This window comes from Pseudomonas sp. X4 (assembly GCF_040784925.1).
GTDB classification, from domain to species: Bacteria; Pseudomonadota; Gammaproteobacteria; order Pseudomonadales; family Pseudomonadaceae; genus Aquipseudomonas; species Aquipseudomonas putida_Z.
On record NZ_CP160798.1, the window covers coordinates 5,771,472 to 5,788,796 of the forward strand.

21 protein-coding genes and 2 pseudogenes are annotated in these 17,325 nt (G+C 60.0%); 14 read left to right on the top strand and 9 right to left on the bottom strand.

From position 1 onward, the window contains the following. Nucleotides 1-108: 108 nt before the first annotated feature. A pseudogene (locus ABX298_RS25655) lies at nt 109-240 on the bottom strand (zinc-binding dehydrogenase); the annotation flags it as partial. On the opposite strand from ABX298_RS25655, the pseudogene ABX298_RS25660 reads away from it, so the two are divergent. Continuing rightward, nucleotides 232-819, top strand: a pseudogene (locus tag ABX298_RS25660) (substrate binding domain-containing protein); the annotation flags it as partial. The pseudogenes ABX298_RS25655 and ABX298_RS25660 overlap by 9 nt on opposite strands. Nucleotides 820-918: 99 nt before the next feature. Here the strand turns inward: ABX298_RS25660 and ABX298_RS25665 are convergent. Then, the gene (locus ABX298_RS25665; RefSeq protein WP_013972220.1) at nt 919-1,770 is read right to left on the bottom strand and encodes a LysR family transcriptional regulator; all 852 of its coding nucleotides are present in this window, start codon (nt 1,768-1,770) and stop codon (nt 919-921) included. Between the two features lie 110 nt (nt 1,771-1,880). Between ABX298_RS25665 and ABX298_RS25670 the strand changes: the two genes are divergently transcribed. Then, a complete protein-coding gene (locus ABX298_RS25670) occupies nt 1,881-2,261 on the top strand; it encodes a cupin domain-containing protein (RefSeq protein ID WP_003256754.1) in 381 nt (126 codons plus the stop codon). 92 nt (nt 2,262-2,353) lie between these two features. Here ABX298_RS25670 and ABX298_RS25675 read toward each other — a convergent pair whose 3' ends face one another. Continuing rightward, complete coding sequence (locus ABX298_RS25675) at nt 2,354-3,565, bottom strand: M24 family metallopeptidase (protein WP_013972218.1); 1,212 nt, start codon at nt 3,563-3,565, stop codon at nt 2,354-2,356. A 199-nt stretch (nt 3,566-3,764) separates the two neighbouring features. Then, a complete protein-coding gene (locus ABX298_RS25680) occupies nt 3,765-4,328 on the bottom strand; it encodes a hypothetical protein (protein WP_023660547.1) in 564 nt (187 codons plus the stop codon). Nucleotides 4,329-4,659: 331 nt separating this feature from the next. On the opposite strand from ABX298_RS25680, the gene ABX298_RS25685 reads away from it, so the two are divergent. From ABX298_RS25685 to ABX298_RS25695, 3 genes are all read left to right on the top strand, one after another. After that, nucleotides 4,660-5,433, top strand: coding sequence for a creatininase (locus ABX298_RS25685; protein WP_013972216.1), 774 nt, complete (start codon nt 4,660-4,662; stop codon nt 5,431-5,433). Nucleotides 5,434-5,516: 83 nt separating this feature from the next. After that, entirely contained in the window at nt 5,517-6,902 is a 1,386-nt protein-coding gene (gene gabP / locus ABX298_RS25690) for a GABA permease (protein ID WP_013972215.1), read from the top strand. A 223-nt stretch (nt 6,903-7,125) separates the two neighbouring features. After that, nucleotides 7,126-8,142, top strand: coding sequence for a GlxA family transcriptional regulator (locus ABX298_RS25695; protein WP_015270069.1), 1,017 nt, complete (start codon nt 7,126-7,128; stop codon nt 8,140-8,142). A 120-nt stretch (nt 8,143-8,262) separates the two neighbouring features. On the opposite strand, the gene grxC is transcribed toward ABX298_RS25695, so the two are convergent. Together grxC and ABX298_RS25705 are read right to left on the bottom strand one after the other, a co-directional pair. After that, nucleotides 8,263-8,517 carry a glutaredoxin 3 gene (gene grxC / locus ABX298_RS25700; RefSeq protein ID WP_015270068.1) on the bottom strand — a complete coding sequence of 85 codons (255 nt, stop codon included), beginning with the start codon at nt 8,515-8,517 and terminating at the stop codon, nt 8,263-8,265. A 13-nt stretch (nt 8,518-8,530) separates the two neighbouring features. Next, complete coding sequence (locus ABX298_RS25705; protein ID WP_286918261.1) at nt 8,531-9,049, bottom strand: carboxymuconolactone decarboxylase family protein; 519 nt, start codon at nt 9,047-9,049, stop codon at nt 8,531-8,533. Between the two features lie 130 nt (nt 9,050-9,179). Here ABX298_RS25705 and ABX298_RS25710 point away from each other — a divergent pair, with 130 nt between their 5' ends. Next, nucleotides 9,180-10,010 (top strand): AraC family transcriptional regulator, encoded by an 831-nt coding sequence (locus ABX298_RS25710; protein ID WP_286918228.1) that lies wholly within the window; start codon nt 9,180-9,182, stop codon nt 10,008-10,010. Between the two features lie 48 nt (nt 10,011-10,058). Here ABX298_RS25710 and ABX298_RS25715 read toward each other — a convergent pair whose 3' ends face one another. Both ABX298_RS25715 and ABX298_RS25720 read right to left on the bottom strand, forming a co-directional pair. Beyond that, complete coding sequence (locus ABX298_RS25715; protein ID WP_013972210.1) at nt 10,059-10,544, bottom strand: YMGG-like glycine zipper-containing protein; 486 nt, start codon at nt 10,542-10,544, stop codon at nt 10,059-10,061. A 199-nt stretch (nt 10,545-10,743) separates the two neighbouring features. Further along, entirely contained in the window at nt 10,744-11,439 is a 696-nt protein-coding gene (locus ABX298_RS25720; RefSeq protein WP_286918229.1) for a DUF2238 domain-containing protein, read from the bottom strand. A gap of 218 nt (nt 11,440-11,657) precedes the next feature. On the opposite strand from ABX298_RS25720, the gene ABX298_RS25725 reads away from it, so the two are divergent. Further along, entirely contained in the window at nt 11,658-12,878 is a 1,221-nt protein-coding gene (locus ABX298_RS25725; RefSeq protein ID WP_354315988.1) for a zinc-dependent alcohol dehydrogenase, read from the top strand. A gap of 288 nt (nt 12,879-13,166) precedes the next feature. Here ABX298_RS25725 and ABX298_RS25730 read toward each other — a convergent pair whose 3' ends face one another. Then, nucleotides 13,167-13,400 carry a PLDc N-terminal domain-containing protein gene (locus tag ABX298_RS25730; protein WP_004376302.1) on the bottom strand — a complete coding sequence of 78 codons (234 nt, stop codon included), beginning with the start codon at nt 13,398-13,400 and terminating at the stop codon, nt 13,167-13,169. 185 nt (nt 13,401-13,585) lie between these two features. Between ABX298_RS25730 and ABX298_RS25735 the strand changes: the two genes are divergently transcribed. From ABX298_RS25735 to ABX298_RS25765, 7 genes are all read left to right on the top strand, one after another. After that, nucleotides 13,586-14,089: a CinA family protein gene (locus tag ABX298_RS25735; RefSeq protein WP_075045505.1), complete on the top strand. Its 504-nt coding sequence runs from the start codon at nt 13,586-13,588 to the stop codon at nt 14,087-14,089. 24 nt (nt 14,090-14,113) lie between these two features. Continuing rightward, nucleotides 14,114-14,620, top strand: a complete 507-nt coding sequence (locus tag ABX298_RS25740) for a hypothetical protein (protein WP_075045506.1) — start codon at nt 14,114-14,116, stop codon at nt 14,618-14,620. Between the two features lie 9 nt (nt 14,621-14,629). Continuing rightward, nucleotides 14,630-15,073 carry a DUF421 domain-containing protein gene (locus ABX298_RS25745; RefSeq protein ID WP_025339511.1) on the top strand — a complete coding sequence of 148 codons (444 nt, stop codon included), beginning with the start codon at nt 14,630-14,632 and terminating at the stop codon, nt 15,071-15,073. Nucleotides 15,074-15,220: 147 nt separating this feature from the next. Beyond that, complete coding sequence (locus tag ABX298_RS25750; protein ID WP_025339512.1) at nt 15,221-15,685, top strand: hemerythrin domain-containing protein; 465 nt, start codon at nt 15,221-15,223, stop codon at nt 15,683-15,685. After that, nucleotides 15,685-15,930, top strand: coding sequence for a hypothetical protein (locus tag ABX298_RS25755; RefSeq protein WP_025339513.1), 246 nt, complete (start codon nt 15,685-15,687; stop codon nt 15,928-15,930). Before ABX298_RS25750 ends, ABX298_RS25755 begins: the two co-directional genes overlap by 1 nt. 45 nt (nt 15,931-15,975) lie before the next feature. After that, entirely contained in the window at nt 15,976-16,119 is a 144-nt protein-coding gene (locus ABX298_RS25760) for a hypothetical protein (protein WP_158091154.1), read from the top strand. An 86-nt stretch (nt 16,120-16,205) separates the two neighbouring features. Next, complete coding sequence (locus tag ABX298_RS25765; protein WP_075045507.1) at nt 16,206-17,315, top strand: mechanosensitive ion channel family protein; 1,110 nt, start codon at nt 16,206-16,208, stop codon at nt 17,313-17,315. Nucleotides 17,316-17,325: the final 10 nt, after the last annotated feature.

Below are 17,325 nucleotides of genomic sequence, written 5' to 3' on the forward strand. Positions count from 1 at the left end.
CATAGAATCGCGTCCCCCGAAATCTGCTCTCCAGCACGACAAAGTCAGGGGGCCGCTCGATAAAGCGGCCCCCATCGGCGGATACCATGGCGTTCAACGTTCTCGGTTCTATTCGCTCAACAACTGGATGATTGTCTTGCCCTTGGCGCGGCCTTCTGCGACCTGGCGGAAGGCGTCGTTTACCTCGTCCAGTGCGAACCGTTGCCGATCCACCCGGATCGTCAGTTGCCCCGCATCTGCCCGCCTCTGATCGGGACTTTTCTGCAGCGCTATCCCGATGTGCGGCTTGACCTCCGGCTGAACGATCACAACGAAGACCTGCTCATGGAGGACATAGATGTGGCGATCCGGATAGGCGTAGTGAAAAACGAGGGCCTGGTGGCGGTACCGCTCGGCAACACCCTGCGGCAGGTATACGCCTCGCCTGCCTATCTGGAACGCCACGGCCTGCCACTGGAGCCTGGCGAACTGGCAAACCACAACTGCATCGGCTTCACGTTGCTGGAGCAATACGATCGCTGGCGCTTCACACGGGGGTCGGACGCGTTCGATATCGCCATCACAGGCAACGTCACCAGCAACAGCAGCGAGGCCATTCGGGAAATGGTGCTGTGCGGTTTGGGCATCTCCCTCTCCCCACAATGGCTTTTCAAAGCAGACGTTGAACGCGGCAGCGTGCTAAGCGTGCTTGACGATTACAAAGCCACGGCACTGCCCGTCAGCGCGGTGTTCAGCCGCGAGCGGCGACATTCGGCACGGGCGATGGCCTTCATCGACTTTCTGCGCGAGCACCTGCACGGTCTTGCGCAAGAGCCGTAGGCCTGCGTCAGTCGGGTGCACAGGCGTGGAGCAACGTCAACAAACAATCTGGCACTGCTCATTTGGACCGGCTTCGCAGTGATGAGAAACGCAGCCGTCTCAGCGCTTGAAATGTTCCCGGATAATGTCCGCGAGGCCAGAAACGGAACGACTGGCATCCTCGACCGTCTGCAACCGCACGGCGAACGCGGGCAGTGTTGGTAACCCACATTCAGGTGCAGCCAGGCTGATATCTTCAGGAACGAGACTTTGCAGCCATGGCGTAACCGCCAGCCCGTTGCGAACCATGGTCAACGTGGTATCGACCGACGCATTTTCAAATACCACCTTTGCCACGATACCTGCTTCGCCAAGACACCGGAAAACGGTGTCGCGAAAGGCGCAATTCGCCGTCAGGAAGCACAGAGCCAATGGGCGCCGTGCCGATGCAGTCTCGTTGCCCAGCCACACCAGCTGATCAACAGCCAGGCGTTCGCCCAACTCGACATCAACCGGGCCTTGGCTGAGCACCAGATCGAGTTCGCCCGTGGCGAACACCTGGTCGAGGTCCACGGACGAAGCACTGAAGATCTTTACCTCGGCCTTGGGGAAGGCATCACCGAACGCCTTCAGCACGGGAGCAAGCGGCGCGCCGGCCATATCGAACGGGAGCCCGAGACGCACCGGGGCGTCTGATTCCCTGGCCCCGACACTGGCGCAAAATGCATCATGCATCCGCAGCAGGCGACGAGCGTCAGGCAACAACGACCTCCCCTGCCAGGTCAGGCTACTGCCTTGAGTGTCACGCATCAGCAATGGGCAGCCGAGGAATGCCTCCAACCGCTTGATTCGCTGGCTGACAGCCCCTTGTGTCAGGTGCAGGCCTACCGATGCAACACTCATGCTTCCGGTATCCGCCACTTCGACAAAGGCCCTGAGCAGCGCCAGATCAAGGGTGTGGTTCTTGTTCATGCCAGGCCATTAGCAGTGTTAATACCGGTATTGTAATTCGTCGATACGCAAAAGCCACGCGCCGCTCTAGATTGCAAGCCTCAGACTGACTTGCAGAAGGAAGTACGCGCATGATCAACACGGTGGACAGCATCAACCTGCAACATGAACTGGATACGCTGACCGGATACTGGAAGCCCAAGGTCATCGGCCGCGTCAACAACCATTTCATCAAGATTGCGAAATTGAAAGGCGCGTTCGTCTGGCATGCCCATGAACATGAAGACGAAATGTTTACGGTGGTCTCTGGCACGCTTCGCATCGAGCTCGAAAGCCGCACCATTGTCCTGAACGCAGGAGAATTCTGCGTGATTCCAAAGCAAATGCGACACCGGCCGATTGCCGAGGAAGAATGTGCGGTCATGCTGATCGAAACGGATACCACCCTCCACACCGGTGCAGAGACTTCATCACTCACGGTTTCGATAGAGGAGCAGTTATATCCGGCGTAACTCAGTCAACCGCGGTTCACGCCTTCAGGCGCACCGCGCAAATCGCCGGTGCAGGGAGAAAGCCGCACAGGGTGACTGTGCGGCGGGTTCAATCACTTTTTGATGATGTTGTGTTCCGGACCGTACGGGAACTTGGTGATGTTTTCACTACCGTGCTCATTGACGATCAGGATGTCGTGTTCACGGTAACCGCCAGCTCCCGGCAGGCCTTCGGGCAGCATGATCATCGGCTCGATCGACACCACCATACCCGGCTCGAGTACGGTGTCGATGTCCTCACGCAACTCCAGGCCTGCCTCGCGACCATAGTAATGGCTAAGCGTACCGAACGAGTGGCCGTAACCGAACGTACGGTATTGCAGCAGATCGTGCTCCAGGAAGATCTCGTTCAGCTGCAGCGCGATGTCGCTGCAACGCATGCCGGGCTTGACCAGTTCAAGGCCAGCCTCATGCACCTTGACGTTGACCTCCCACAGGCGCAGGTGCTCATCGGAACAGTGGTCCAGGAAAAGCGTACGCTCCAGTGCGGTGTAATAACCCGCGATCATTGGGAAGCAGTTGAGGCTGAGGATGTCGCCCTTGTTGACCTTGCGCGAGGTCACCGGGTTGTGGGCGCCGTCGGTATTGATGCCCGACTGGAACCAGGTCCAGGTATCCATCAGCTCGGAGTCCGGGTAGGTGCGGGCGATCTCACGCACCATCGCCTGGGTAGCGTGCAATGCCACTTCGTACTCAGGTACCTGGTCACGCAGGGCCTCCACCACTGCAGCGCCACCGATGTCGGCTACCCGGGCGCCCTGGCGGATGATCGCGTGTTCTTCAGCCGACTTGATCATGCGCATGCGCATGCACGGCGCGGCGATGTCCACCAGCTCGGCCTGCGGGTAACGGCTGGCCAGTTTGTCCCGGTTCATCAGGTTGAGGTGGTCGAACTCGATGCCGATGCGCCCGGCCTTGGGCAGTGCCTGCTGAATCGCGACAAAATAGTTATCACGCTGCCAGTCGGTGTAGATGATGTTGTCGGTACCGACCGTACGGCGCCATGGCTGGCCACCATCGATGTTGGCACTGATCGACACGACGGCTTCCTGAGTGACAACCAGTGCATAGGGGCGGCCAAACGAGCAGTACAGGAAGTCGCTGTAGTAGTTGATATTGTGGTAGGAGGTAAAGACCGCAGCATCGATATTGTTTTGTGCCAGGTAAGTGCGCAACTTGGACTGACGGTTGGCATATTCCTGTTGCGAGAACGTCGGTTTGACTTTTTCGCCGTTCTTGATCTGAATGGTTTTTGGCATTTGCATGTTTTTTATTCCTTGTAGTTAACAGCGGAGAAACTTGTTTATCGGTGCCACTGGTGACCATTCGACCAGATAAGCCGAATGCTTTTTTGCGCGAATCCGACCCGTAAATGACCAGATCCGTCGCCGTGCAAACGAGGCCAAACACCGCAAAGGCGACGCAGAATCCGAGGCGCCAGCGCAATCAACCGATAGTGAGGATTCAGTGGGGGCGGTGCGCGAACAAGCGCTCGAGAAGTTGCCGCGAAACGCCGATCAGCGTTGCCAGTTCGCTGACTCCAAGCAGGTGGGATGTAGACGGCGGGAACAAAGCCAGGGTCTTCTTGACCTGTTCCGAAACACTGGCCGGTGCATGCACACATTTGATCTGGCCGACAGGCAGGTCTGCGTAATCGTCAACGGTGGGCAACCACCACGTCATCTGTTTTGCCGCACAGCGCACCTTCGGCCCCGATACACGGTGGCGCAGATGCGGGGTGCCTGTGCGTGAACGCATTTCATCACCCGGGCAGACAATGAGTATATCCAGCGGTTTTGCCTGGCTCAGTTCCACGGTGGCCGTGGAAATACCGTTGCTGGCCTTCAACGGCCGGCCGCCAAGGCTGATGATCTGCCACTGGCACACTTCGCACCGGGCAATTTCATTGGCGATGCGCAACGGCTCCAATGCGGCGGCCAACGCATAGAAATCAAACCCTTCACTCAACAGGAAACCAATGCGCACTGTGCTTGCCAATGGCTGGCCCACTTCGGTCAATTGCTGCATGTACTACCTCCAACTTTACCCACGCAGCGTCTACTGCGAACAGTAATATTGTCCCGGTAGTTGCCTGGCCAGATATGTCAGATTTCGACCCCTAATTGCCAGGCAGAATGGGCAAGCAAATCAGTTCGTCCGACATGAACGTTTTCGCCGCCCCTGAACTCGTGAATCAACGCATGCCGTGACCTACGGGATAGAGCCACGGCAGCTTTTGTCAATTCCAGGTCGGAAACTGACAATTCCAGCCGATGGCGATCTGATCAAATTGGGACATCTGCTACTGCTGCAAACCGGACGAGCTTTTGCAATTACAAGAACATAGAGAGACCACCCGATGAACGATAGCGTTGTAATTGGCGAACTCACCTGGCCCGAGTACGCCCGGCGTGTTGCATCCGGCAGCCCGATATTCTTGCCTGTAGGCGCCCTGGAGCAACACGGCCACCACATGTGCATGGAAGTGGATGTACTGCTACCGACCGCGCTGTGCAAGGCCGTAGCGCGCAATGTCGACGGCCTGGTGCTCCCCGCATTGGCCTACGGCTACAAGTCGCAGCAAAAATCGGGCGGCGGAAACCACTTTCCCGGCACCACCAGCCTGGATGGCGCAACACTGACACATACCATCCAGGACATCATCAGGGAGCTGGCCCGGCACGGCGCGCGTCAGCTGGTGATGATGAACGGGCACTACGAGAACTCCATGTTCATCGTGGAAGGCATCGACCTGGCGCTGCGCGAACTCCGTTATGCCGGCATCACCGATTTCAAGGTCGTGGTCCTGTCCTACTGGGACTTCGTCAACGCGCCTGAGGTCATCCAGGAACTCTACCCTGACGGATTCCTCGGCTGGGACATTGAACACGGTGGCGTCTTCGAGACTTCGTTGATGCTGGCCCTGCACCCCGAGAAAGTCGACCTGACCCGTGCCGTCGATCATCCGCCAGCCACCTTCCCCCCCTACGATGTGTTCCCGATCATTGCCGAGCGCACGCCGGCGTGTGGAACCTTGTCATCGCCAAAAGGCGCCAGCCGCGAGAAAGGCGAACTGATTCTGCGTGTCTGCACCGAAGGCATCAGCAACGCTGTCCGCGAGGCATTCAGTTAAGCGCCGCAACACCGCATTGATCTACCAGAGCACGATTCGCATTAGCTGTTAACCCGCCATCTATAACAACAAGGGTAATGATAATGTCCAGCCATTCAACTCTGGCCCCCGGCCTCAAGCAGCGCCACGTCACCATGCTCTCGATAGCCGGCGCTATCGGTGCCGGCCTTTTCATCGGATCGGGGCATGCAATTGCAGCGGCCGGCCCAGCGGCCATCCTGGCCTACATCATGTCCGGCACACTGGTTGTGCTGGTCATGCGCATGCTCGGTGAAATGGCAGTTGCTTCCCCTGATACCGGTTCGTTTTCCACCTATGCCGAACGCGCAATGGGTCGTTCGGCCGGTTTTACCATTGGATGGTTGTACTGGTGGTTCTGGGTGCTGGTCATTCCCATCGAGGCAATTGCCGCAGCGGCAATCCTGCATGCCTGGTTCCCCGCGATCGAAACCTGGGAATTCGCACTGGCCGTTACTGCCCTGCTCACCTTGACCAACTTGTTCAGCGTTGCGCGCTACGGGGAGTTCGAGTTCTGGTTCGCCATGCTCAAGGTCATCGCCGTACTGGCCTTCATCGCCCTGGGTGCGCTGGCCCTGACCGGCGTGGTGCCAAACCTCAGCGTCAGTGGCGTGGCCAAGCTGAGCAACGACTTCGGCGGTTTCATGCCCAACGGCATGGCAGCGGTGATTGGCGCCATGCTGACCACGGTGTTCAGTTTCATGGGCACCGAAATCGTCACCATCGCCGCCGCAGAATCCAAGGACCCCTCCAGACAGATCACCCGCGCTACCAACTCGGTCGTGTGGCGCATGGGCATCTTCTACATCGTCTCGGTGTTCCTGATCGTCTCGATCGTGCCCTGGAACGACCCCATGCTGGTGCAGGTCGGCTCCTATCAGAGGGCCCTTGAGCTGATGAACATCCCTCACGCCAAGATGATCGTGGATGTCGTCGTGCTGATTGCCGTGGCCAGCTGCCTCAACTCGGCAATCTACACCGCATCGCGCATGGTCTACTCGCTGAGCAGACGTGGCGACGGCCCTGCCGTTCTCCAGCGCACCTCATCGGCCGGTGTGCCATTCGTCGCGGTCATGGCCAGCACCGCTGTAGGCTTCCTTACCACCGCGTTGAACTACTTTGCGCCGGACGAGGTGTTCTCCTTCCTGCTGGCGAGTTCCGGTGCCGTGGCACTGCTGGTCTACCTGGCCATCGCGGTATCGCAACTGATCCTGCGCAAGCAGATGGCTCGTCGAGGTGAGGTCATGGCCTTCAAGATGTGGTTGTTCCCCTGGCTGAGCTACTTGGTCGTCGCCTCCATCATCGGGATTCTGGCAATGATGCTGATCATGCCCGGCCACCGCATGGAAGTAATGACAACCGGCGCGCTGGCAATTGCCATCGTGTGCATGAGTTCGATCTTCTCGCCCAGGAAGCGCCCACTGCCCCGTGTCGCAACCAAATCGGCCTGAGGCTGGCTCAGCCGCTTCGCCCTGCGAAGGCTATGCGTTCGCAGGGTGTCGCCTTTTTGCGTCAAACTGCAAACAGGGGGCGAATATCGGCCAGTGCGCACCCTGTAGCCTGATTGCTGCGTGTAGTATGCCGCCGCAGGCTTGGAGCCCTTTTACACAAAAAATTGCCTGTATCGGGAGACAGGCGCTGAACACGTCATCTTGCATTGTAGGAGTCGTATTGATGGCTACGCCGAGATCCTCCCCGCTGGCCACGGGTTACCCTGTCGATGCCCCCACACCCAAGATCGTCGGGTTTCTGGTGATCCCCAATTTCACCACCATCGGGTTCGCCTCTGCGGTGGAGACCTTGCGCATGGCTAACCTTGCTGCGCGCAGGGCCATGTTCCAGACACTGATCATCGCCGCCGACATGGAGCCGGTGAGCGCCAGCAACGGCATGCGCATCCTGCCTGAATACACCATCAAGGATGCGCCCAAGCTGGACATGCTGTTTGTGGTAGGGCCAAACCCCATCGTCTCCGACCACAATACCCGCGCCATCCTGAACTGGCTGCGCAAGCTCGCCCATGACCAAGTGGCATTGGGTGGCATTTGCACGGGTAGCCATTTGTTGGCGCGTGCCAATCTGCTCACGGGTTACCGTTGCACCATCCACTGGGAAGATATCGAAGCGCTGAAAGAGCGCTTTCCCGGGATCATCATTTCCAGCCAGTTGTTTGAACTTGACCGTGACCGGTACACCAGCTCGGGTGGGGTGGCATCAATGGACATGTGCCTGCAACTGATCGCACGCGAACCCGGCGGGCGAGAGATTGCCGAACATGCGGCCGAATTGCTGTTGTGCGACCGCGTTCGCAGTTCGCAGGAACGCCAGCGCGTGCCCCTGCGACAGCGGCTAGGGACGTCCCAACCCAAGCTCAGCCAGGTAGTCAGCATCATGGAGGCCAATCTCGAAGACCCTGTGACCCTGGAGGAACTGGCGCAGTTGAACGACATCTCAGTTCGGCAGTTGGAGCGCCTGTTCCACAAGCATCTGCAAAGTACCCCTAGCCAGTACTACCTTGAATTACGCCTGTCGCGCGCCCGACAACTGTTACTGCACAGCGAATCGCAAGTACGGGATATCGCCCTTGCCTGTGGTTTCGTTTCGCCGGCGCATTTCTCCAAATGCTACAGCCGTTTCTTCGGCGTCTCTCCCATGGGTGAACGCAAGCAGGTTGCTGCGGCTCAGTGCTGATCATCGACGAGTGCAACGAAGCGTCGGTGAAACAGGGATCGCAAGTGACCGCTTTGAACCGTTAGCTGCCCTTGCCAAGGGCGGCTAACGGCCAAAGGCAAATATCGCTGAATCAGCCCTTCAGGCACTGAGCAGTGCTTCGAGCTCGCCCTTTTGATCGAGGCGTTTCAGATCATCAAAACCTCCCACATGGACACTCCCCACAAAGACCTGCGGCACGGTCCTGCGCCTGGATCGCAGCAGCATCTCGGCCAGATGGTTCGGCGAAGCCTCGATATCGATTTCCACGGCACTGACCCCCTTGTGCGCCAGCAGTCGCTTGGCGCTCACGCAGTAAGGGCAGTGTTGGGTGGTATAGATTGTCACCTGGTTCATGTCGGTTGCCCTCCTAGTGTGCCAACGGCGGGAAGTCGATATCGGTGGTGGAGATGTTGTTCAGGTAGTTGGTCAGGGTCAACAGCGTGACCTGTGCCACCACCTCCACGATCTTGCCATCGCTGAGACCAGCCTCGCGTGCTGCGGCGACCTGATCGTCATTCAATTGGCCGCGGCTTTCGGTGATCTGATGCGCCAGCGCGGCGACCGCGCTGAGCGTGCCACTACGCGCCTGGCTAATGGCCTCATCGCTCAAGCCGGCTTTGGCACCAAAAAAGCTGTGTGCGGCCAGGCAATAGTCGCAACCATTGATTTCCGAGGTGGCAAGCGCAACCACTTCACGCTCCGCGGCGCTCAGTGAGCTCTTGCCCAGAGCCTGGGCGAGGCCCAGGTATCCATTGAGAGCGGCTGGGGAGTGAGCCAGGGTCTTGAAGGCGTTGGGTATGAAACCAAGGCCTTTCTGAATGCCTTCAAGGGCAGTGCGCGAGCCAGCAGGGGCCTGGTCCAGCGAGAGAGCAGCGATACGAGTCATGGTAGTTTCTCCAGTAGGGTGATTAACCAGCTTGTCGATCAAGCCTGGAGTCAATACTAGGGAAGACGACTATCCTTTCGGCTTCAGATCGTCGAATCTATGCAACCGATCGTCCAAACCTGAGCGCCCCATGGACCGACTATCGACACTGCTCAAGCACTTCAACCTGCATGCGTCTACCTTCCACCACGGTGATTTTTGTGGAACGACCCGCTTTCATGGGCAGCAAAGTTCCGGCCACGCGCACCTGCTTCGTTCGGGTCGCCTGACCTTCAGTGACAAACGTGGTCAGCTCATGGAGCTGGCGGAGCCAAGCCTGATACTTGCGGTACGTCCGCAGGAGCATCAGTTGCTGGCGATCGAAGCAGACGAAGCGGAGTTGGTGTGCGCCACCTTGCAGTTCGATGGTGGCGCCAACAATCCGCTGACCCAGGCCTTGCCGGACTTCATCATCAAGCCGTTGCGCGAATTGCAGGGCCTCGATGGCACCCTCGAATGGCTGTTCGAAGAAGCCTTCGGCGACGAGTGTGGACGGGATGTCATTCTCAATCGGCTGTTCGAGTTGATGGTGATTCAGCTACTTCGCCATCTGATCGCCAGCCGCAGCATTGCTTCGGGGATGATGGCCGGGCTGGCCAATGCACAGCTGTCCCGTGCGCTCGTGGGTATCCATAACGAGCCACAGCACAATTGGACCGTGGCAGAGTTGGCTGACCGCTCAGGCATGTCGCGCGCGAGCTTTGCTGCGCACTTTCGCGAGACCGTGGGCATCACCCCTGCCGATTACCTGGCGAACTGGCGAATCAGCCTTGCCCAGAAACGGCTGCGCGAAGGCCGCCCCATCGCCCTGATTGCCGATGAGGTCGGCTACGAAAGCCCGTCTGCGTTGGCCCGCACCTTTCGCCGCAAGGTGGGTGCAAGCCCGAGGGAGTGGCTACAGCAGAGCACGCATGATGCCTAGCCGAGTGACAGCTGCGGCCAGCCCGGCGATGGGCCAGTAACGCGGGGATCAGTCGTCGTAGCGGTGATTGTTGCGCCAGCCATAATGATGGCCACGGTCGTGGCGGTGACGGCGCCAGCCCCGGTCGTCGTCATCGTCGTCATAATCCCGGTAGCGATGCCCGCTCTCGTCATCGTATTCCCGGCCCATGTGGTTGCCCAAGGCACCACCCACACCGCCACCGGCTGCTGCGCCGATCATGCTGCCAGTGGTGCCGCCCATCTTGCGACCCACCACGTTGCCGCCAGCTGCACCCAGTGCGCCGCCAATGGCCGCCTCGCCACGGCTGTGCTTGTCGGCACCCACCGCACCACCGGCCGCGCCACCCAGGCCGGCGCCGATTGCCGAGCCGGTGCTGCCGCCGATCGACTGACCGACTACCGAGCCCAATACTCCACCCAATGCGCCACCTATACCTGCTCCGGTATTGCCGCCTGCCGACGCAACGCCGCTAAGCAGGCCAAGTGACAACAACAGAATCGAGGAGTACTTCATTTGTGAAAGCCTCAGAGGGATACGGAGGCGATCCTGAGGCTCTGGACAGGGGCTTACAATGGAAATCCGACGAGTGACACGACTTGGAAAAATTCTCCAAGTTATTGTTTTCCCGATGGAAACTTAAGGGTTTTTCAACGGTCACAGGCTGATTGCAAAAAGCCTTTCCAGTGGTGGAGAAGCCTTTTATTTCTACCCGTCACCCGTGCTCCCCCTCCAAACTCACTACCCTTCTGCCCCAGACCTTGCTTGCCCCAAACCGCTGGATCAACAAGGTGACAAGTGCACCAAGCAAAGCCAGGGCCATGTCCTTTTGTGCATCCCAAGGGTCTTGCTGGGTCGCGAGAAAGGCTTGTGCCTGGTCATCACCCAGGTATTGGCCACCTATCCACTCCAGCAGCTCGTACAGCGCCGATGTGGCAAGGACGAAGGAAACGGTACACAACGCCAACCAACCACCTCGCAACCGGGCCTGGCGCTGGAGCAGCTCCCTGATCGGCAGGACGAACAAAAGGCCGTAACTCAGATGCACCAGACGATCGAACTGGTTGCGCTGCCAGCCCATCCAGGCATTCAGAGAGTGGTCGGTAAGCGCACGCAGCCAAGCGTCATAGGGGACTTTGGCATAGGTAAAATGCGCTCCTAGCTCGTGAATCGCCAGCATCACCACGATTGCCAGGTAAGCATGCCGAGAAAAGCGCCAATAACGGCTGGTCGCAGCCAAGGTGAGCAGAAGCGCCAGCGGCAAAACGTTTTCGAGCCACCAATCCGCACGATCAAGCGGCGCAACCCCCGAGGCAAGCATCAGCAACATGGCAGATGTCAGCAAGCCCGCGGCTTGGCGTGGCGTGGCCGAAGGGGCAAAGCTTGTTTGCAATGCTGGATTCCTGTTCATGGTTTTACGCTCGGCTTGAGCACGGTTGAGCCTCGCAGGGCAGCTAAAGTTTCCTCCGGGCGCCGGCTTCACCTGTTGCCATGTCACCTCAACGACAGTTCTTCATGATGTTGGTGGGGCCAGTAGCACTGAAAATTACCGATGGATGATTCCACCTGAACTTTACCTCCCTCCTTGGCTTCCCCTGCATAGACCACCCGGCCCCAGGAGATGAACCAATGAGAGCACTGACATACCACGGAACCCAGGACGTCAGGGTCGACAATGTCCCCGACCCACTTATCCAGGACGAGGACGACATCATCCTCCGGGTCACCGCTACCGCCATCTGCGGCTCCGACCTGCACCTCTACCATGGCAAGATTCCACAGACCGAGCCGGGTGATATCTTCGGCCACGAGTTCATGGGCATCGTCGAAGATACCGGCCGCGGGGTGACCAACCTGCAGGTCGGTGACCGCGTAGTGATTCCCTTCGTGATCGCCTGCGGCAGCTGCTTCTTTTGCCAACTCGACCAGTTTGCCGCTTGCGAAACCACCAACACCGGCCGCGGTGCAATCATCAACAAGAAAGGCATCCCGCCCGGGGCCGCACTGTTCGGCTATAGCCATCTGTATGGCGGCGTGCCCGGCGGCCAGGCGGATTTCGTGCGGGTGCCCAAGGCCAACGTCGGCCCGTTCAAGGTGCCTACCGCCCTGCCGGACGACAAGGTGCTGTTCCTCTCGGATATCCTGCCAACAGCCTGGCAGGCCGTTACCAATGCGCAGGTCGGCCCCGGCTCGACAGTAGCCATTTATGGCGCCGGGCCAGTCGGCCTGCTGAGCGCAGCCTGCGCGCGCATGCTGGGCGCCCAGACCATTTTCATGGTCGACGACAATGACTACCGCCTGGCGTTCGCTCGCGACGCCTACGGTGTGGTGCCGATCAACTTCGAGCAGGATGATGACCCGGCCGACAGCATCATCCGCCTGACCCCAGGCATGCGCGGCGTGGACGCCGTCATCGACGCGGTCGGTTTCGAGGCCAAGGGCAGTACCACCGAAACAGTACTGACCACGCTGAAGATCGAGGGCAGCAGCGGCAAGGCGCTGCGCCAGAGCATCGCCGCGGTGCGCCGGGGCGGCGTGGTCAGCGTGCCTGGGGTCTATGCGGGCTTTATCCACGCGTTCATGTTCGGTGATGCCTTCGACAAGGGCCTGACGTTCAAGATGGGCCAGACCCACGTGCAGAAATTCCTTCCTGAACTGCTCGAACATATCGAGGCCGGGCGCCTGGAACCGGAACTGATCGTCACCCACCGTCTGGCCCTGGAAGAAGCGGCGTTGGGTTACAAGTTGTTCGACCAGAAGCAGGACGACTGCCGCAAGGTCATCCTCGTGCCGGGCGCTGCCGCCGGTACATTGGGACCTGACCATGCATTCGGGGGGATACAGCGATGATCGAACTGCCCATGACTCATTGAATTAGCAGGGACCCTGTGGGAACGGCTTTAGCCGCGAACACCGGCGCAGCCGGTGCCATGCACCGCGTTGGATTCTTCGCGGCTAAAGCCGCTCCCACAGGTTACGCGGACCGCTTGCGTTGCGTTTCATCACGAGCTGTTTTCTGCGCAGTGGAATCATGGGACGTGCCAGTTGACCCATCAGGACGCTGCGCATCATTGTCCCGTTCCTCTTCACCTTGGGTTCCGCTGCGAGGTGTCTCCGATCCTTTCTTCATTTCCCCTCCTACCCCTTGCTATGTTCAGGCGACGACGGCCCGGTACCGCGTTTGATTCCACGCGGTCCAAGCACGCCCCAGATGGCAAGGCCGACAATGGGCAGCGCCAACAGCAACAGTGCCCACATCGCCTTCGTCACATCGCTCTTGTCACTGCGGAAAACACTGACGATGGCCCACAGATCGAGCAACACGATGATCGCCGCAACAGCGATCCAGAAATAGGTCACAGGCTCGGTCATGATCACTTCTCCTCCGGTTGTTCCGGCAGCAGCGCGTGGCCCGCGCTACCACCCTCCTACCCAGAGGAAGCCAGCAAGCGGAACAAAGTTCAGGAAGCTTTCCCCGCCATTGATCGGTGGCACAAGCAATGAACCAATCCCCCAGGAAACACGTCCACCACAAGACAACGCACGAGTGACTATCCATGACGACCGACCCCGTACTCGAGGCCCTTGATTACCTCAAGGCCCACAAGCTGGTACTGACCACCGCAGAATCCTGCACGGCCGGGGCCATGGTTGCGCTGCTGGCAGCAGTGCCGGGGACCGGTGAGGTACTGGAAAGCGGCTACGTGGTGTACTCGCCCAGTGCCAAGAAACGCCTGCTCGGCGTCAGCCCACAGACTATCGAACGCTACGGCCTGACCAGCGAGGCGGTAGCCTGGGAGATGGCGCTCGGCGCCTTGAAAGACAGCGACGCCACCGTCGCCATCGCCAGCACGGGTGTTGCCGGGCCGGAGCCGCAGGGTGCCATCGCCCCGGGCACGGTGTGCTTTGCCTGGGCCTTTGCCGGCGAGCCCTTGGCCGTGTTCACTCGCAGCCAGCGCTTTTTTGGCGAGCGCGCGGAGGTAATCCGCCAAGGCGCGCTCTACGGGTTGTCGCACCTGGCCCATTACCACCAACGCTGGCTGCGCGGTGAGCGCGCCTGAGGGGCTACTTGAGGGGCTACGAGCATGGACGAAGACGAGCTGGCTTCAAGGCACCACCCCGTCGAAGAAGACATGCGAATGCAGCAGCGGGTCTGGCGTTTCGAACGGGTGGGATGGTACGCGCTTGTGCTGGTCGTGCTGCTGGGCCTGGCCGGGTTGTTCGGCAACGGTCCGCTCAGTGACGCCCAGGTCATGAGTGAGGACGGCCGGGTGCATGTGGAGTATCAGCGCCTCAGCCGCAGCGGCACCACCGACAACCTGCGCATCACGGTTCGCGGTACTGCCGGGGAGCCTGTGATGTTGTTGCTCGGGGGGACCCTGCTACGCGAAGCCAGCATCGAAACGCTGCAGCCAGAGCCGCAAGTGTCGCGTTCCCATGGCAGGTCGCTTCTGCTCCAGCTCGGCACCAGCAAAGAGGGTATCGCCACCCTTTACCTGACCCTGCGCAGCGAATACGTCGGTACTCTCGAAGGTGTTGTCAGCGCGGGCCCGGACAGCACAGTGCATTTCTCGACCTTTCTTTACCCATAGGAGCGCGCCATGGACTCCATTCTCCGTGCGACAGGCATGTACATCGCGCTGATGCTGCTGTTTCGCGTGGCTGGCAGGCGCTCGCTGGCAGACTTGACCACCTTCGACTTCGTCCTGCTGCTGATCATCGGCGAAGCAACCCAGCAGGCATTGCTCGGCGAGGACTTCTCGTTCACCAACGCCATGCTGGTGATCGCCACGCTGATCGTCCTGGATGTCGGCCTTTCGCTGGCCAAGCTCAACTCCAGGCGCCTGGCCCGGCTGGTCGACGGCCACGCGACACTGGTCGTGGACCATGGGCGCTTTCTCCACCACCGAATGCGGCGGGCGCGGCTGACCGAAGACGACATTCTCGAATCGGCGCGGGACAGCCAGGGCATCGAAAGCGTCGGGCAGATCAAGTTCGCCATCGTCGAGCGCAACGGCAAGATCTCGATCATCCCGCAGGAGTGACCCTGCCGGGCCGGTGCAACCTGCGTGGTTCCTTGCGGGTGCAGCCTTCGCGAAACCAGTACGTTGATCATCCGCTTTGAACCTTGGCGCGCGGGCCCTACTCCATCGAAGGCAATCGTGATTTTTCCAGCCCCTAAGAGGTGTTGCATGAACGCTATCGATTTGTTGATCCAGGACCATGAGCTGGTGAAGAAGCTGCTGGAGGAACTGTCCTCCACCACTGAGCGCGCAGTGAAGAAGCGCGCCGAGTTGCTCGAACGCATCAAGCAGGAAGTAAGCATCCACACCGCCCTGGAAGAAGAGCTCCTGTACCCGGCCATCAAGCAGGCCGGCGGCAAGGAAGAAGCGAAGATGTATTACGAAGCCAAGGAAGAGCACCGCACCGTCGACTCGCTGGTGTTGCCGGACCTGCTGCAAACCGAGACCGGTACCGTCGAGTTCGCCGGGCGGGTCAAGGTGATGAAGGAACTGTTGGAACACCATATCGAGGAGGAAGAAAGCGAGCTGTTCCCGACCGCCCGCAAGCTGCTGGGCAAGCAGGAACTGGATGAGCTCGGCCAGGCCATGGAAGCGCAGAAGAAACTGCTCAAGGGCGAACAGCGTGCCGCGTGATGGAGGCCTGGATCGACTTTCTTGAATGGCCCGCCATGGTCCTGACGGTACTTGCCGCCTGGTGCATCGGCTCACGGCGCCCAGGCCGGCGCAAGCTGGGTTTCTGCTGCTTCATTGCCAGCAACGTGCTGTGGGCCGCCTGGGGGTGGCAGGCGCAAGCCTGGGCGCTGATCCTCCTCCAAGGCTGCCTGTGCGCCATGAACCTGCGAGGCTGGAAGAAAAACACTGCCGTGGAGTCGGGTTGAAAGCCCGGTTCCATGCCTGAAAGCCCAACGGCGAGGAGCCAGACCATGATCGAACCCAACACACCCGACCCGTACGTGGACGAAGTACCCCACAACCCAGGCGAGCCTGTGCCTGAACAGGAACAGGAGCAGGAAGCGCCCGACTGGCCCGAAGGCCAGGTGCCGCCGGAGGAGCAGTCCGACGGCTGAGGCTCACCTAACGAGTGGCGTTGCCTGCTTCGCCGGCAATGCCGCTCCCCCAGTCACCCAATCCTGCGCAAGGAGGCAAGTGTCTCATGAGTGATCGCATCATCGCCTTGTTCACCGATACCACACTGTTCGGAGTTTCCGTTCTCAATTTGTTGCTGGCACTGACGGTAGCGCTGCTGACATTCCTCGTGGCGCGGGCGGCCATCAGTTTCATGCTGCATCGGGTCAGGCGCTGGTCCGAGCATGACGGCGCGCTCAGCCAGGTGCTGGCCAAAGTGCTCGCCGGGACCAGCAATTTTCTGCTGTTCCTCGCCTCGCTGCTGGTGGGCCTGAGCATGCTCGACCTGCCCGAGCGCTGGCTGACCCGGGTCGGTAGCCTGTGGTTCGTGGTCGCGGCATTGCAGATCGGGCTGTGGGCCAACCGCGCCATCGGCCTGGGCCTGAGTCGCTACTTCGCCCGGCATCGCACCGACGGCTTGAACCAGGGCAGCGCGCTGGCCACGCTGTCGGCATGGGGCGCGCGGGTGCTGTTGTGGTCAGTGGTGCTGCTGGCAATGCTGTCCAACCTGGGCGTGAACATCACCGCCTTCGTCGCCAGCCTGGGGGTAGGCGGTATCGCCGTTGCACTGGCCGTGCAGAACATCCTCGGCGACCTGTTCGCCTCGCTATCCATCGCCGTCGACAAGCCGTTCGAGGTTGGCGACTTCATCGTCATTGGCCCGCTGGCCGGCACGGTGGAGCACGTGGGGCTGAAGACCACGCGCATCCGCAGCCTGGGCGGCGAGCAGATCGTCATGGCCAACGCCAGCATGATCAGCAGCACCATCCAGAACTACAAGCGCCTGCAGGAACGACGGATCGTGTTCGAGTTCGGCCTGTCCTACGACACGCCAACCGAGGCCGTGAAGAAAGCACCCGCCATTGTCGAGGAAGCGATCAGGGCCCAGCAGCAGGTGCGCTTCGACCGTGCCCACCTGCGCGGCTTCGGCAAGGAGGCGCTGGAATTCGAGTGCGTGTATATCGTCAAGGACCCCGGCTACAACCTGTACATGGACATCCAGCAAGCGATCAATTTCCACCTGCTCGAGCGCTTCTCGAAGGTGGGTGCAAAATTCGCCGTACCGGTACGCGCGATCAAGGTCACGGCCTTGCCAGAGGAATCGAAGCGCGGGCCTCAAAGTATTCACGTGGGGTAACCCGCCCCCG